Source organism: Rubrobacter sp. M3-4 (assembly GCF_059772285.1).
This window is the reverse complement of the sequence record NZ_JCBAJP010000003.1, coordinates 104753-118561: the sequence shown is the minus strand read 5'-3', so window position 1 is coordinate 118561 and position 13809 is coordinate 104753. Positions and strand designations below refer to the sequence as shown.

General features: G+C 65.4%; 16 protein-coding genes. 8 read left to right on the top strand and 8 right to left on the bottom strand.

Annotation, left to right across the window (positions count from 1 at the left end; all coding sequences use genetic code 11):
* Positions 1 to 2: 2 nt before the first annotated feature.
* Positions 3 to 776, bottom strand: a complete 774-nt coding sequence (locus tag AC6EKW_RS04470; protein WP_498513796.1) for a tyrosine-type recombinase/integrase — start codon at positions 774 to 776, stop codon at positions 3 to 5.
* Positions 736 to 1167, bottom strand: coding sequence for a tyrosine-type recombinase/integrase (locus AC6EKW_RS04465; RefSeq protein ID WP_498513795.1), 432 nt, complete (start codon positions 1165 to 1167; stop codon positions 736 to 738). Before AC6EKW_RS04465 ends, AC6EKW_RS04470 begins: the two co-directional genes overlap by 41 nt.
* 107 nt (positions 1168 to 1274) lie before the next feature.
* Here AC6EKW_RS04465 and AC6EKW_RS04460 point away from each other — a divergent pair, with 107 nt between their 5' ends.
* Together AC6EKW_RS04460 and AC6EKW_RS04455 are read left to right on the top strand one after the other, a co-directional pair.
* Entirely contained in the window at positions 1275 to 1661 is a 387-nt protein-coding gene (locus AC6EKW_RS04460; RefSeq protein WP_273887480.1) for a DUF6883 domain-containing protein, read from the top strand.
* 14 nt (positions 1662 to 1675) lie between these two features.
* Positions 1676 to 1903: a DUF4926 domain-containing protein gene (locus AC6EKW_RS04455; RefSeq protein ID WP_273887481.1), complete on the top strand. Its 228-nt coding sequence runs from the start codon at positions 1676 to 1678 to the stop codon at positions 1901 to 1903.
* A 28-nt stretch (positions 1904 to 1931) separates the two neighbouring features.
* Here the strand turns inward: AC6EKW_RS04455 and AC6EKW_RS04450 are convergent, their stop codons facing one another.
* Positions 1932 to 2255 (bottom strand): hypothetical protein, encoded by a 324-nt coding sequence (locus AC6EKW_RS04450; RefSeq protein ID WP_273887482.1) that lies wholly within the window; start codon positions 2253 to 2255, stop codon positions 1932 to 1934.
* Between the two features lie 129 nt (positions 2256 to 2384).
* On the opposite strand from AC6EKW_RS04450, the gene AC6EKW_RS04445 reads away from it, so the two are divergent.
* A complete protein-coding gene (locus AC6EKW_RS04445; protein ID WP_273887483.1) occupies positions 2385 to 2834 on the top strand; it encodes a hypothetical protein in 450 nt (149 codons plus the stop codon).
* Here AC6EKW_RS04445 and AC6EKW_RS04440 read toward each other — a convergent pair.
* Both AC6EKW_RS04440 and AC6EKW_RS04435 read right to left on the bottom strand, forming a co-directional pair.
* Complete coding sequence (locus tag AC6EKW_RS04440) at positions 2831 to 3802, bottom strand: hypothetical protein (RefSeq protein ID WP_498513794.1); 972 nt, start codon at positions 3800 to 3802, stop codon at positions 2831 to 2833. The two genes, AC6EKW_RS04445 and AC6EKW_RS04440, sit on opposite strands and share 4 nt — an antisense overlap.
* 104 nt (positions 3803 to 3906) lie before the next feature.
* Positions 3907 to 4347, bottom strand: coding sequence for a Fur family transcriptional regulator (locus AC6EKW_RS04435; RefSeq protein WP_498513793.1), 441 nt, complete (start codon positions 4345 to 4347; stop codon positions 3907 to 3909).
* A gap of 102 nt (positions 4348 to 4449) precedes the next feature.
* Here AC6EKW_RS04435 and AC6EKW_RS04430 point away from each other — a divergent pair, with 102 nt between their 5' ends.
* Genes AC6EKW_RS04430 through AC6EKW_RS04415 form a run of 4 tightly spaced genes read left to right on the top strand, consistent with a single transcriptional unit; the run spans position 4450 to position 10300 of the window.
* Complete coding sequence (locus AC6EKW_RS04430) at positions 4450 to 6093, top strand: S49 family peptidase (protein WP_498513792.1); 1644 nt, start codon at positions 4450 to 4452, stop codon at positions 6091 to 6093.
* Positions 6094 to 6140: 47 nt separating this feature from the next.
* Entirely contained in the window at positions 6141 to 7325 is a 1185-nt protein-coding gene (locus AC6EKW_RS04425) for an MFS transporter (protein WP_498513791.1), read from the top strand.
* Between the two features lie 45 nt (positions 7326 to 7370).
* The gene (locus tag AC6EKW_RS04420) at positions 7371 to 9851 is read left to right on the top strand and encodes an MMPL family transporter (RefSeq protein WP_273887488.1); all 2481 of its coding nucleotides are present in this window, start codon (positions 7371 to 7373) and stop codon (positions 9849 to 9851) included.
* 32 nt (positions 9852 to 9883) lie between these two features.
* Complete coding sequence (locus AC6EKW_RS04415) at positions 9884 to 10300, top strand: Fur family transcriptional regulator (protein ID WP_498513790.1); 417 nt, start codon at positions 9884 to 9886, stop codon at positions 10298 to 10300.
* Positions 10301 to 10307: 7 nt separating this feature from the next.
* On the opposite strand, the gene AC6EKW_RS04410 is transcribed toward AC6EKW_RS04415, so the two are convergent.
* The 3 genes from AC6EKW_RS04410 to AC6EKW_RS04400 all read right to left on the bottom strand — a co-directional run bounded on the left by AC6EKW_RS04410 (position 10308) and on the right by AC6EKW_RS04400 (position 12666).
* Positions 10308 to 11069, bottom strand: a complete 762-nt coding sequence (locus tag AC6EKW_RS04410; protein ID WP_273887490.1) for an MBL fold metallo-hydrolase — start codon at positions 11067 to 11069, stop codon at positions 10308 to 10310.
* Positions 11060 to 11701, bottom strand: a complete 642-nt coding sequence (locus AC6EKW_RS04405; RefSeq protein WP_273887491.1) for a phosphatase PAP2 family protein — start codon at positions 11699 to 11701, stop codon at positions 11060 to 11062. The genes AC6EKW_RS04410 and AC6EKW_RS04405 overlap by 10 nt, the downstream gene beginning before the upstream one ends.
* Before the next feature lie 86 nt (positions 11702 to 11787).
* Positions 11788 to 12666: a sigma-70 family RNA polymerase sigma factor gene (locus AC6EKW_RS04400; RefSeq protein WP_273887492.1), complete on the bottom strand. Its 879-nt coding sequence runs from the start codon at positions 12664 to 12666 to the stop codon at positions 11788 to 11790.
* Positions 12667 to 12861: 195 nt separating this feature from the next.
* Here AC6EKW_RS04400 and AC6EKW_RS04395 point away from each other — a divergent pair, with 195 nt between their 5' ends.
* A complete protein-coding gene (locus tag AC6EKW_RS04395) occupies positions 12862 to 13797 on the top strand; it encodes a GGDEF domain-containing protein (RefSeq protein WP_498513789.1) in 936 nt (311 codons plus the stop codon).
* Positions 13798 to 13809 lie beyond the last annotated feature (12 nt).

The window sequence follows — 13809 nt, the reverse complement described above, 5'->3', positions numbered from 1 at the left end:
GCTCAACCGAAGGCTTCATCCAGGCCGTCTACCGCGCCGGCCCCGACGCCTTCGAGCAGGTGCGAGTAGGTGTCCATGGTCTGTGTGATGGAGGAGTATCCGAGGAGCGACTGTACGACTTTCGGGTGCTCGCCGCGCATGAGGAGTGCGGTGGCGAAGGTGTGGCGCAGACTATGGAAGGTGAAGCCCTTCTCCTGGAGGCCGGCCCTCTTCAGCAGTACCTTGTACTCCCGGTAGTAGAAGTTGTTGTGGTCCAGCGGCCTGCCGACACGATTGGGGAAGACCAGATCGTAATCTTCCCAGAGGTCTCCGAGACGCAGCCTCTCCTCGTTTTGCCGCAATCTGTGAGCCCTTAGCGCTGAGGCGGCACTCTTGCTCAGGGGTACCGACCGGCGGCTGGCCTTGTTCTTCGGAGGGCCGAAATCCAGACCACCCTCTGTGACCTTGATCGCCCGGCGGATCGACAGCCGGCGCCCGTCGAGGTCCACGTCCGACCACTTCAGCCCGAGCAACTCGCCCTGTCTGAGGCCCGTATGGACGGCTACGACGTAGAGGGCCTCATTGCGCTCGCCGCGTGCAGCTTCGAGGAGCGCGCGGACCTGGTCGGGGGAGAACGCTCTTACGTCCTTCCGGCTGCGGCTGCTGCGTGGTCTTTCACCGGCTGCCACGTTGCGTGGGATCAGGTCGTCTCGCACGGCCTGCGTGAGGGCTTTCTGCAGGGTGACGTGTATGTAGTCAACGGAGCGGGGGAGAGAGCTTCTTTCCCTTCTCAGCATAGAGTGCGCGGACCTCGGCTCGACAGAGCTCCCGGAGCTTCTTCCGGCCCAACACGGGGTTGATGTGCCTCTTTACGATGCCGGCATAGCGTACGTAGGTGCTGTGCGCCATCTTGCCGGCGTCCACGAGTGGCTTCAGGGAGTCTTCCAGCCACCGCTCCAGGTACTCCGCCACCGTGAGCCTGCCGGCATCGAAGACCACGCCGCCTGAGGCGCCGGCCCAAGCTTTTGCGAGTGCTTCGCGAGCCTCCGTCTTCGTCTTGCCGGAGACGTAGCGCCGTTTGCCGTCCGGCCCGAAGTACGCGCCCCTCCAGCTCGTGATCCTGACCTGCCTGTTCCGGCGTGGGAATACGTCCCCATCGCCATTGGCTCGCTGTTTGCTGCGCTCCATCTACTCCTCCTTCATCAACTCTTTCGGCTCCACTTCGAGCGCCTGTGCCAGCCTGCGCACCGTGCGGGGCCACGCCCACTCTTTCTTTTCTCTATGCTGCGTGGGCTATGGGTGAGAGAGGAGAGCCACATCCGGATGCTTTGCGCAACTTCGAGCGAGCTTACGTGCCTGAGGGTAAGATCCGCTACGCTCTGAGGGATCGGGACAAGAGGAGGCCGTTTGGCGTTTGGGGTTACAGTGAGGGGGCGGGCAACTGGGAGGAGCTGCGCGAGGCGATCAGGGAGGGGCTGGCGGTCTGGCCGGCGGTCTTCAGCCACCGGGACGAGTGGGGTGTGACGTACGATGTTGATATGGTCGTATCCGGTCCTTCGGGCAGGGAGGCTCCGGTGAGGACGAAGTGGATCTACAGGGTGGGGGAGGACTTTCCACGTCTGGTCACCCTCTACGTGAGGACCACGCAGTGGCGGAGAGAGGGGCGGAGGGAGGAGCTGTAGGTTAAAATCCTGGTATGTCGAACGTTACGGCGTACAGAGAGCTTGATGAGATACGGGCCCCGCAAGGCATCCCCGAGATAGACGTCTCTGCCGGCGATAGGGGGGTGGTGGTGGAGATCTTCGAGCATCCCCGCCCCGCCGTGCTGGTGGAGTATACGGACGATGAGGGGCAGAGCAAGGCTCTCGTGACCTACTCGCCGGACCTGAGAAGGATCCTCTCCGTCGTCCCGGAACGCACCTAGAGCGTATCTTGGGAGTTCGTTCGGCAGTTTAGCCCTCTGGCAATCCGTCTATGTCCAGCCGCGCAAGCGGCGCAGCCTGGCCCGATCTTCTGGCCTGAAGCGCTTCGAGTTCGTGCAGGGTCTTGTAGAGAAGCCGGCAGAGATGCGCCTCGTAGCGGGTTATCTTCTCCAGCGTCGTCTCGTCCGGTAGGAGCCGCTCCCGGCTCATCCGTTCGAGGTCCCGCTCCACCTGCTCCGCCTGGTACTTCGCGCTGAGCGCCTCCCTTCGGGCCTCTTCCGTGGCTACCTTAAGGAGCGCTTCGGGATCTTCGCCTGTGGCCCTTGCGATGGCCTCAAGACCGGCCCGGACCAAGCCGGCTGTCCAGCCCTCGAACTCTTCCCACTCGACACCTTCAGGTAAACCGGGGATGGAAAGACGCGAGAGGATCTCCTCTTCGGGTAGCAGGTCAGCTCCACCCCGCCGGGTTGGTAGAATGAAAGCATGAGAAGTCTCAAGGCGGTAGGGTTCGGGCTCGCCATCGCGCTCATCGTGGAGCTGCTTCTGGTCTTCGGCATCGCGGCGCCCATATTCACCGCCTTCGTCCCCGAGAGCCTGGCTCGTACGTCTGCCCTTGCGGACGGGGTGGTGGTCGTTGCTGCGGCTGTCGGGATGTACTGGGGAGGGATGGCGGCCGGGTACAAGGCCGTGCACCGCCCCCGGCTGCACGGGGTCGCGGTGGCCGTGCTGCTGTTCGTGGTCTCGCCGGCTCTGAACCTCGCTGCTGCGCACGATCCTTTCGTCCAGCTTCGGGATTCGGGGTTCCTCTTGCTGTGCGGCGTATTGTTCGCAATCTCCGTGGCCGCTTCTTTCGTCGGGGCGGGGCGGGGCTGGCAGCTTCAGATCTACAACCGGAAGGTGAAACGTACCGAACGGCGCCTCGGGAAGCGCTAGCGGGCTCTCTCGCCGAGCAGGATCCTGCCCTCGAGATCCAGGCGTGCGTTGGGGATTATTTCGATGGGGTCGGAGCCCTCTGCCGCGAGACGTACCCTGGATTCGTCGGTCGTGAGGGATTCACAGATGTAGCGTCTCCAGCCCAGCTCTCCCCACGAAAACGTGATCGATACCGGTCCATCGGGGTTTTCCTGCTCGACCAGGACGTCCGGCAGGCCGAACGATTTTATCGTCGCGGCGGCCGTGAGCGTGTGGTCGCTGGCGTTGAATCGTTCCACCGCGGCCAGCAATCGATGCGTGGGATCGGCGGAGTTGTGAGGGGGAGACGCTCGTTCTGCGAGGTCTCGACCTTGCACCTTCGACGTACCGTCGGGGAAGTCTTCTTCCCGTTTCTCCTTCTGAGGTTGCGTTTCCAGGTGGGAGCCTCTGCGGTATGCCTCCTCACGGTTTGCTTCTTCCAGAGCGCGACGGAGGGCGAGGTTCTCCTCCTTCAGCTGTCGTAGCCGCTCGTTGTAGGTGCGCAGCTCGGTCTCACGTCTGAGGCGCATCCCTTCGAGTTCTTCCTCGAGAACGGCCATCTCGTGCTGGTTTCGTTTCTGCTGGGCTTCCAGCCGGTCCAGGAAGGCGCGCCTGTCGGCTTCCCGCTGCTCGGTGAGCGAGGCGAGCCTCTTCTCGAAGGCTTCTTCGGCTTCCCTGAGGCGCCTGGCGAACGTCCGGCGCAACTCACGTTCGCGTGTCTCTGCGACGCTCTTTATCCGGCGCACCTCGTCTTCCGGTGCATGCCCGGTTTCTTCCAGTGCTCTCTCGCGCGCTGTGACCTCCGCCCGGGCTGCCTTCAGCGCCACGGTGGCCTGAGCCAGCTCGTGCCGGAGTCCTGCGATCTCCCGCTCGAGGCTTTCGACGAGGAGCCCCGCGGCTTCGAGCTGGCTCTCGAGTTCGCGTTCGGCTTCTCGTTCCCCTCCGCTCATGCTCTCTCGCGTTCGAATGCTACCGCTGCCGGCAGATGATTCGCCACCCGCATCAGGGTAGCCCCTCTGGGATCGGTGGTAAAGTGCCTCTCAGGGGGGAGAGATCAGCTCTCTCCAGCCTTGCGGCACTCGGGGCAGATACCCTCGAGCACCAGGTCGGCCGAGGTCACCTCGTACGGTGTGTTCTCCTGCACCCTGGCTTTCAGGTCGCCCATCTCTATCCCGGGCACCTCCGAGACCCGGCCGCAGCGGATGCAGCGGATGTCGAGGTGGGGTTCCAGGTTCAGGTCGTAGCGGATCGGGGACTCGGCCCAGTGCTTGGAGCTTATCACCCCTATCTCCTCGAGAACCGAGAGAGCCTGGTAGACGGTGCCGAGCGCGATGCGCGGGTTCTTGCGCTTGACGATCAGATAAACTTCTTCGGCCGAAGGGTGTCCGTCGGCCTGCCTCAGGGCGTCGAGCACCGCCCGGCGCTGAGCGGTCAGCGTGTATCCGGACCTGCGGAATTTCTCTCTTATGTTCTCGTCAACCTTGCTGGACGGCATGTAGCACCCTATCGATAACCATTCCTGATCTGGAGTTTACCACACGGTTCTGGCGCCGCCTCGGTGTACCATACCGGTTACGCGATGATCGCCGGATGGACAATGAACTTTTTTATCGCCCTCCGAAACCTTTGCGTGCTGCTCCTGCGGAGGCGGCCGGAGTACGTGTGGCTCGACGTGCGGGGGGAGCTGCCGGAGTTCTCTCGCAGGGTCGGCGTGCTGCGTCGGCGCCTGCTGCCCTCGCCCGGGCAGCCCAGTCTGGAGGAGATCCGGTATAGGCTGGAAATCTCCCGTCGAGCCGGTGTGGGCGTACTGCTCCGCGTGGGGGAACTCGGCGCCGGCTTCGCTGCGCTGGAGGAACTGCGCCGGGAGATAGTACGCTTTCGAGAGGCGGGGGGACGGGTGGTCGCCTATCTGGACTCCGTCGATACCCGGTCTTATTATCTGGCGTGCGCGGCGGAGAGGATCTTCTGTCCGCCGTCGGCGACCGTCGCCGTGACCGGGGTGCGTACCCGGGTCACCTTTCTCAAGGACGCCCTGGACCGCATCGGCGTCGAAGCCGAGGTACTCGCCGTCTCGCCCTACAAGTCTGCGGGGGAGGTCTTCACCCGCAACGACTTCTCCCGGGAGGCCCGGGAGCAGGCCGAGAGGCTCCTCGAGCGCAGGTACGAGGCGCTGGTCGAGGCCATCGCGCACGGGCGCAATCTGACGCCGGAGAAGGTGCGCGAGCTCGTGGACGGAGCTCCCTACGGAGCCGGGCGCGCCGTGGAGATCGGGCTCATCGACGGGGCCTGCTACGAGGACGAGCTCCCCGGAGTCCTCGGTGTGGAAAGGAAGCGCGTGGCCGGGTGGGGCGCTGCCCGCCGGGCGCTGCCGCGGCCCTACCGCAGTACGAAGCGCAGGAAGGTGGCCGTTGTGGAGCTCCGCGGGACCATAACCCGGGGCAGGAGCCGCAGGTTGCCGTTGCCCGTTCCGCTGGTGGGTGCCGAGCAGGCCGGGAGCGACTCGGTCGTCCGCTCGCTCAGGGCAGCCGAGGGCAGCAGGTCCGTTGCTGCCGTGCTCTTCCTCGTCGACTCCGGTGGTGGTGACGCTCTGGCCTCCGACCTGATCTGGCGTGAGGTGGAGAGGATTCGGCGCAAGAAGCCCGTGGTCGCTCTCATGGGTAATGCGGCCGCCTCCGGCGGGTACTACGTCTGCGCCCCGGCCAGCCACATAGTCGCCCGCTCGACCACCCTGACCGGCTCTATCGGGGTGTTCGTGACCCGTCCCGTGGCTCTCCGGCTCTACCGCAGGGTTGGGGTGCATCCGGTCTCGATCGAGCGCGGGAGGCACGCCGGGATCTTCGACGAGAGCCGGCCGCCGACCGAGGAGGAGATGAGGATCCTCGGCGAGGAGCTTCGCAGGAGCTACGAGGAGTTCAAGGAGAAGGTGTGCCGGGGACGTGGTATCCCGGTCCGGTCCCTGGAACGGATCGCCGGGGGTAGGGTGTGGAGCGGGGCGGAGGCGCACGAGATCGGGCTCGTAGACGAGATCGGCGGATTTCGCGAGGCCCTCTCCAGGGCGGGGGAACTCGCCGGGATCGAAGGTGTCTCCGAGCGGGATCTCGTGAGGGTGGGAGAACCGAAGGGGTATCTCGTGGCGGGTGAGCTCTTGGAAGAGCCCGAGGAGGTCACCCGCTCGCTGACCCGGGCTTTTGGTTCTGGGGTGTGGGCGGCGGTGCCTTATCACATCGGTGAGCACTGGTAGTATTGTCTTCGGATTTATCGAAAGGATGTTTTCGAGAGGGGCGTATCTTGAGCACTATCGTCGAGGGTAGAGTCGACAGACGTGGGATGGGAGCCCTGTCCGCCGGGCACCTGTTCACCGATCTGAATCAAGGGGCGGTGGCCGCCCTGCTTCCCTTCCTGGAGACTCATCGGGGGATATCGCTCGCGGCCGCCGGAGCGTTGGTATTCGCCTCCACGGCCAGTTCCTCGATAATCCAGCCGCTGTTTGGCGTCTTCTCGGACCGCAGGCCCTTCCCGGCCCTCATGCCGCTCGGGGTGCTCGCAGCCGGGGTGGGGATCGCGCTGGTGGGGATCGCACCCGGGTATCTGACCACCCTTCTGTGCGTCGTCCTGAGCGGGATGGGCGTCGCGGCCTTTCACCCGGAGGCGGCCAGGTTCGCGAACTACGTCTCTTCGAAGAGCGGGCGGGCCCGGGGCATGAGCTTCTTCTCCGTCGGCGGGAACGCCGGGTTCGCGCTCGGGCCTGCCGTGGCCACGCCGCTCGTTCTGGCCTTCGGGTTGCCGGGGACGCTCTTCATGGCCATCCCGGCTGCTCTGATGGCCGCCGTGCTTTTCCACGAGCTGCCGCGCCTGAGGGAGTTTCGGCCCGAAGAGCCCGCTTCCGGTCCCAGGAGGGTTCCGGCCGGTCGTGACGAGTGGGGGCCGTTCGTGAGGATGACGCTCGTCGTGGCGGTGCGCTCGCTGGTCTACTTCGGGCTCGTCTCCTTCGTCTCCTCCTACTACCACGGGACGCTCGGTACCTCGGAGGCGATGGGCAACGTGGCGCTCACCCTCATGCTCTTCGGAGGCGCGGCCGGCACGCTGATCGCCGGTCCGCTGGCGGACAGGTTCGGGCGCAGACGGGTGCTTCTCGCCTCGATGTGTCTGCTCGCTCCCCTGCTCTTCCTCTTTTCGGTGCTCGGACCCGAGGCCGGGATGGTGGTGCTGGTGCTGGTGGGGGCCTCGACCGTCGGCACGTTCGCCGTCACCACCGTCATGGGACAGGAGTACCTGCCGAACAGGATCGGGTTCGCCGCCGGGGTCACGATGGGCTTTTCGATAGGACTCGGTGGCGCCGGCGCAGTACCTCTGGGGGTCATGGCCGACCATTTCGGGCTCCATACCGTGGTGGTCGTGCTCGCTTTCTTGCCGGTGATCGGTGCCGTGCTCGCGTACACTTTGCCGGGTAAGGCCCGCTCCTCCGGAGCGTAGGGGCGGGTCCTCCCCGAGAGCCCGGGCTTCGGATAATATGGCCGCATGAGCAACGGCGAAGGGCGTCGGCGTTCCAACCCTTTCCGTCCTCTCGGTGGCCTGGTGTATCGTTACCGGGTCCTGGTGGTCGTCTTATGGGCCGTCCTCCTCGCCGGCAGCGTCTTCTTCGCCCCGCACCTGTCACAGAGGCTGCAGGGCGGAGGATTCGGAGGAGGGCACACCGAAGCCGAGAGGGTGCAGAGCCTGATGGTTCACCGCTTCGGGCTCGCGCCGACCACCCTGGAGGTGGTCTTCGACGGCGGTGGGCTTCCGGCTACGAGCAGACGCTTCCAGCAGGAGGAGCGCCGGGCCCTCGCGGGTGTGCGCCGGATGCCCGAGGTGAGCTTCGTCAAAACCTACGCCGGGACGAAGGATCCGCACCTCGTGTCCAACGACGGCACCAAGAGCTACGCGATAATCGGCTTCGATGCCTCGGCCGACCGGGTGCAAAACCTGGTCGACGAGGTCAGAAGGAAGGTGCGCTCGGACCGGCTCAAGACGTACGTCACGGGGGCGCCCGCGGTCTATCTGGACATAGTGGAGGCGACCAGCCAGGACGTGCGACACGCGGAGCGGTTCGCGTTCCCCTTCGCGCTCGTGATACTCCTGATCGCGTTCGGTACCGTGGTGGCGGCCGGGGTCCCGGTGGCCGTGGGTGGGGTGAGCGTCCTGATCTCTCTCGCCGTCCTGTATTTCGTCTCCTATGCGTACGGTCTGTCGGTCTTCGTGCTCAGCATAACGACGATGCTGGGGCTGGGTCTCGGTATAGACTACGCGCTCTTCGCGGTGAGCCGTTTCCGGGAGGAGCTCGAGGTACGCCCGGTGGGGGAGGCCGTCGAGGTCACCGTGGCCACGGCGGGGCGCTCCATCTTCTTCTCCGGCAGCACCGTTCTCATCGGGCTCTCCGGGCTCCTCTTCTTCCCCTTCATGTTCATGCGGTCGATCGGCATCGCCGGAGTTTTGGTGGTCTTCGTCTCGGTGATGGCGGCCATAACGTTGCTGCCGGCGGTGCTCGGGTTGCTGGGGGGGAAGGTCAACGCCCTCGCCGTGCGGCGGGGACGCGGTGCGCCGGGCATCGGCTTCTGGAGCAGGGGGGCGAGGGTCGTCATGCGTCACCCGCTGCTGGTACTCCTGGTTGTGGCGATCGTGCTCGGCGTCATGCTCGCCCCGGTGAGGCATATGAGGCTCGGGCTGCCTCAGGCGACGGCGCTTCCGACCAAGTACGAGTCCCGGGTGGGCGACGACATACTCAGGCACGACTTCGACTACTCCAGGCTGAACCCGGTGGAGATAGTCGCCACACTCCCGAGCGACCCGACCGGAGCGAAAGGACTCGCCGAGATACGGCGCCTGGAGGAGAGGATCTCCTCGGTGAAGGGGGTCGCGGGCACCCACAGCTTCTACGACGTCGCGTCGGCGGCGGCGAGCGAGTATGCCAGGAAGGTGGCGGCGGCACGTGCGAAGGCCCGGGAGAGGGCCGCGAGGCTCGTCGACGAGGAGGCCAAGCGGCAGCTCGCTGCGCTGCGAGCCCGCTACGGTTACGTTCCCCCGGGGGCGGAGAAGGAGGTTCGGGCCCGCGTACGGAAGGAGGTCGACGAGAGACTCCTCGGCGGGCTGCCGAAGCTGCCCGAGGGCGTCTCACCCGGCGGAAAGGTCACGCCGCAGGGCGTGGCGAACTTCCTGGATCTCCCCCAGGCAAAGTCTTCTAAGGAGCTTAGAGGGCTTTTGCGCTCCGAAGTCTCCGGGAACATGGTGCTCCTGCAGGCGACGACGAAGGCCGATCCTTACTCCGGCCAGGCCCGCCGGACGGTCGAGCGGATCCGGACCGTGCAGACCCCGCCGGGGGTGAGCATCCTCGTCGGCGGGCTCTCGGCCGGGCAGAGGGATTTTATATCCAGCCTCTACGGTCATCTCCCGTATGCCGCGGGGTTCGTCCTCGGGGTGACCCTCGTCATCCTGTTCTTCACCTTCCGCTCGCTCTTCATTCCTCTCAAGGCGGTTCTGGTCAACATCCTGAGCCTGAGCGCGAGCTTCGGGGCCATGGTCTTCGTCTTTCAGGAGGGGCACTTCTCGGGCCTGCTCGGGTTCACCCCCGAGGGGTTCATAGACGCCACGCTCCCCATTCTCATGTTCTGTACCGTCTTCGGGGTCTCGATGGACTACGAGGTCTTTTTGCTCTCGCGAATTCGGGAGGCGTACGAGCGGGGGAAATCGAACACCGAGAGCGTCGCAGAAGGGATCACCACCACCGCGGGGATAATCACCTCGGCGGCCGCCATAGTCATCGTCGTCACCGGCGCTTTCGCTTTTACGGGCATCGTCCTCACCAAAGCCGTCGGTCTCGGGCTCGCGGTGGCCGTATTCGTCGACGCCACCCTCATACGTATACTGCTCGTACCCGCCGCCATGCGCATCCTGGGTGACTGGAACTGGTGGCCGGCGGGACGCAGGGGGATCTTCGGGGACAGGGATAAGAGTGGTTCTTGATCCTGCTGCGAGGAGAGGATAGACTCAAGAAGATGACGGAGTTCGAGCAGATACTCAAGGAGCGGGGCTACAGGCTCACGAACCAGCGCCGACTCATCGTGCGCGAGCTGGAGGGTGAGAGGCACCTCTCGGCCGAGGAGATCCACGACCGACTCAAGGTGGAGCACCCCGAGCTGGGGCTCTCGACGGTCTACAGGACCCTGGACCTGCTGACGGAGCTCGGGATCGTGCGCAAGGAAGACTTCGGCGAAGGTTACTCGCGCTACGAGCTGACGACGGAGAGGATGCACCACCATGCCCGTTGCCGGGAGTGCGGGAAGGTGATCGAGTTCAACGAGGAGCTCATGGAGTATCTGGTTCTGCAGGTCGAGCGCGAGACGGGTTTTTCCACCGACTGGTACGAGATAACGCTGCACGGACGCTGCGCGGAGTGCGCTGCTTCTTCCTGATCTCTTCTCAGAGGACGAACCTGCTGCCGTCCCTGGCGAGGTGCACTTCGCCAGGGTAGCCGCCCTTGCGGACTTTTTCTGGCAGATCTCTCTCGTCGGCTTTCGGGTAGACGTGGGTGAGCACGACGCGTTTGGGGGATGCTTCGCTGGCGATTCGGGCTACGCCTGATGGGGTGAGGTGTCCGGGCACCGGGGAATCGTCCGGGAAGGAGCACTCGACGAGCAGGAGGTCCGCTCCGCGCGCCAGAGCGGGGACGCTCCGGCAGTACTCGGTGTCGCCGGTGTAGACGAAAGATCTTCCTCCCGCCTCCAGCCTGTAGGCGATGCTCTCCGGGCGGTGCCGTACCGGCGTCCAGCTCAGCTTCCCGTACGGCAGATCGAGGGCGGCGCCCTCTTCGATGGGCAGGACGTGCACCTCCAGCGGGTAATCTCCCTCCATCCACTCTCCCCACGCGTCCCTGAGGGCCGAATAGAACCTTCCGAAAGGTTCCGGCCCGTAGACGTGGAGGGGACGGGAGCGTGGCTCTTCCGAGCCGTAGTTGAGGGTGAACAGCAGGGGTACGAGGTCCGAGGTGTGGTCGGGGTGGAAGTGCGTCACGAAGATGCGGTCGACCGCCAGCGGGTCGAGCCCGGCGCGCAGCATGCCGCGCACGGCCCCGGAACCGAGGTCCATCGCCAGCGTCTCGCCTCCTGCGCGGACTACCACGCAGCTCTGCCGGCGTTCCAGGCGCGGCGCGACCGTGCCCGAACCGACGACCACTACCTCCATCGCCTCCCTTTCGCTCGGCTCTCCGTTTCCCCGCCGCTAAAGGCCCACACGAGCCCTGCCGCACCCAGCAGCGTACCTCCGGCCACGTCGGAGATCCAGTGTGCCCCGACGTAGATCCTGCTCAGGGCCATCAGCAAGAGCAGCGACACCAGCAGGAGCTTCCAGACCCGGCGTCGAACCATGATGAAGAGGGCGCCGAGGGCGAGGACGGACCTTATCATGTGTCCACTCGGGTAGGGGAAGGGTGTCTCGAAAGCCAGCAGGAACGAGGGAGAGGCGACCCGCACGGCGCTGGCCTCGATCGGGGTTTGCGGCAGCGACATCTTCAGTACGAGCTCGATGAGCGCCGTCACGGCGAAGACGGCGAGGAGCCGGGCGGCGGTTCGTCTGCGTCCCCGGAGTCTCAGGGCCAGGGCGATGGAGAGTATCGCGAGCCCGCTCACCGGAACGCTGCCCGCGATCGAGAGGAGCAGCCCGAGCTCGTCGAGGGTAGGGGTGGAGTACTCCTGCGTGACCCTGAGGACCCACAGGTCCAGCTCGTGTACCCATCCGGCCGCCGCGACGATGGAGACCGAGACGAAGGCGGCGAGGAGTAGCGCCGCGAGGGGCAGATGACGGTGCGAGCGGCTCATGACTCTGAGGTTAGCAGAGATGCCGGGCGTAGAGAAAGGGCGAGCTTCCTTGCCCGCCCTTTCTCTGATGCTTCCCCGGTTGGTTCTCAGGCCACGGCGTCACGCAGGGTACGCCCGTACTCTCCGGCTTTGAGGATGCGCTCCGCCTCGCGCTGTAGCTGGCGCACCCGCTCACGCGAGATGTCCAGCTCCTCGCCCAGCTCGGCGAGCGTCGCCGGATCTCTGTCGTCGAGGCCGTAGCGACGGATCAGGACGTACCGCGCACGTTCGGGCAGCCGTGTTATCGCTTCTTTGAGCTGTTCGGTCTCGAGCGCGCGCATCACCTCGTCCGGGGTGTCCGACGTGCGCTCGTCCTCGATGAAATCACCCAGCTCGGAGGAACTCTCCTCGGTGGAGACCGGCTGGTCGAGGCTCGTCGCATCCGGGATGGCGCTCATCGTCAGCCGTACTTCTTCGAGCGTCCAGCCGAGCCTCTCCGCTATCTCCTCCTCCGTCGGCTCCCGCTCGAGCTCGACCGCGAGCGAGGCCACCGCCCGGCTCACCTTCCTTATCTTCTCGGTCATGTGCACCGGGACGCGGATGGTGCGGCCCTTGTCCGCGACCGCCCGCTGCACGGCCTGCCGGATCCACCAGGTGGCGTACGTCGAGAAGCGGTAGCCCCGCTCGGGGTCGAACTTCTCGACCGCCTTCATCAGCCCGATGTTGCCCTCCTGGATGAGGTCCTCGAACGGCAGCCCGTAGCCCCGGTACTTCTTCGCGACCGAGACGACCAGCCGGAGGTTCTTCTCTATCAGGCGGGTCCTCGCTCGACGATCGCCCTCCTTGTAGCGGCGCGAGAGCTCTATCTCCTCCCGGTGGGTCAGGAGCTCGCCCTGGCTTATGTGGGAGAGGTACTTGGCGAGCAGCTCCGGGGTCTCAGCCTCGCGTTCCAGCCTCCCCGCCGTCTTGTTTGTCTTTACGGTCAACGCAACCTCCCTCGTGCTTCTCATTCTACTCGAAAGCAGTTTCGAAAACTACTCTTGGTCTCCTTCATCGGTCTCGAAAGGATCGCCGTTTCGTGGGCTTGTCTGGCACACTGCTCGTTTCGTCCGTACGCAGGTCTATATACGCAAAGGACGCCGCATCAGTTGCATCTTGCCTGCGGTTATACTGTTGAAGAGGTGAGTGAGACCGAGACGATAGCGCGTGAGGTCGAGCGCTGCCTGCCGGGGGTTCTGGCGCTCTGGCGCGAGAGGCGTATGGAGGATCTTCCGGAGGAGGACGCCGTCGGGTTCTCTCGGAAGATGGGGCGCCTCGTGGAGGCGTTCGTGGAGTTTTTGCGCAGTCCAGAGTCGGTGGAGACCTTCAGCCTGGGAGGGAGGACGCGCGAACTGGTGCGCGAGGTGGCCGACGAGCAGCACCGTGTCGGGCGTGACGCCGTCGGTGTGATCGAGGATTTCGCCTCGCTGCGCAGGGCCCTTTGGGAATCGGTCGGGAGGAGGGTGGATTTTTCCCGCCTCGGGGGCGAGGTGACGGCCCGCTTCTTTCTGAAGCTCATGCAGGCCTCCGACTGGGTTACCCACGCGGCGCTCGAGGAGTTCGACGCCCTGGTGCGCCGGGAGATGGAGGAGGCTCTGGGCCGGGCGGCGGCTACGGACCTCCTCACGGGGCTTCCCGACCGCGACCTTTTCGGGCGGCTGCTCCTTCCACGGGCGGTGGACGGGAACGACCGACTCTCGGTCGCCATCTTCGACATCGCCGGTCTCTCCGGGGTCGTGGCGGCCGGTGAGGTGGAGCGGGCACGGGACGCCGTGCGCGCTCTGGCGGAGACCGTGCGGGGGGTTGCGCCGGAGGGGGCGGTTTGTGCGCGGTTCGGAGACGACGAGATCTCTCTTCTGTTGCCCGGGGCCGGCGCGGAGGAGGCCTACCAGCTGGCCGAGGCCGTGGTCTCGGAGATGGAGCGTGTCACCGAAGGTTTTCAGGTGGATGTGGGGATAGCGGAGTATCCTCTACATGCGGAGGATGTCGGTACCCTCCTGAACGAGGTCCAGCGGGCCCTCAACATGGCCAAGCGCATGGGCGGGGGAGGGATCGTATCCGCGAAGTCCGGAACGTGAAGCGAGAGAAGG

Coding starts and splice junctions, on each gene's coding strand:
- AC6EKW_RS04460 (WP_273887480.1), top strand. CDS start 1,275: ATGGGTGAGAGAGGAGAGCCACATCCGGATGCTTTGCGCAACTTCGAG.
- AC6EKW_RS04455 (WP_273887481.1), top strand. CDS start 1,676: ATGTCGAACGTTACGGCGTACAGAGAGCTTGATGAGATACGGGCCCCG.
- AC6EKW_RS04435 (WP_498513793.1), bottom strand. CDS start 4,347: ATGCCGTCCAGCAAGGTTGACGAGAACATAAGAGAGAAATTCCGCAGG.
- AC6EKW_RS04405 (WP_273887491.1), bottom strand. CDS start 11,701: ATGAGCCGCTCGCACCGTCATCTGCCCCTCGCGGCGCTACTCCTCGCC.
- AC6EKW_RS04420 (WP_273887488.1), top strand. CDS start 7,371: ATGAGCAACGGCGAAGGGCGTCGGCGTTCCAACCCTTTCCGTCCTCTC.
- AC6EKW_RS04430 (WP_498513792.1), top strand. CDS start 4,450: ATGAACTTTTTTATCGCCCTCCGAAACCTTTGCGTGCTGCTCCTGCGG.
- AC6EKW_RS04465 (WP_498513795.1), bottom strand. CDS start 1,167: ATGGAGCGCAGCAAACAGCGAGCCAATGGCGATGGGGACGTATTCCCA.
- AC6EKW_RS04440 (WP_498513794.1), bottom strand. CDS start 3,802: ATGAGCGGAGGGGAACGAGAAGCCGAACGCGAACTCGAGAGCCAGCTC.
- AC6EKW_RS04410 (WP_273887490.1), bottom strand. CDS start 11,069: ATGGAGGTAGTGGTCGTCGGTTCGGGCACGGTCGCGCCGCGCCTGGAA.
- AC6EKW_RS04470 (WP_498513796.1), bottom strand. CDS start 776: ATGCTGAGAAGGGAAAGAAGCTCTCTCCCCCGCTCCGTTGACTACATA.
- AC6EKW_RS04445 (WP_273887483.1), top strand. CDS start 2,385: ATGAGAAGTCTCAAGGCGGTAGGGTTCGGGCTCGCCATCGCGCTCATC.
- AC6EKW_RS04415 (WP_498513790.1), top strand. CDS start 9,884: ATGACGGAGTTCGAGCAGATACTCAAGGAGCGGGGCTACAGGCTCACG.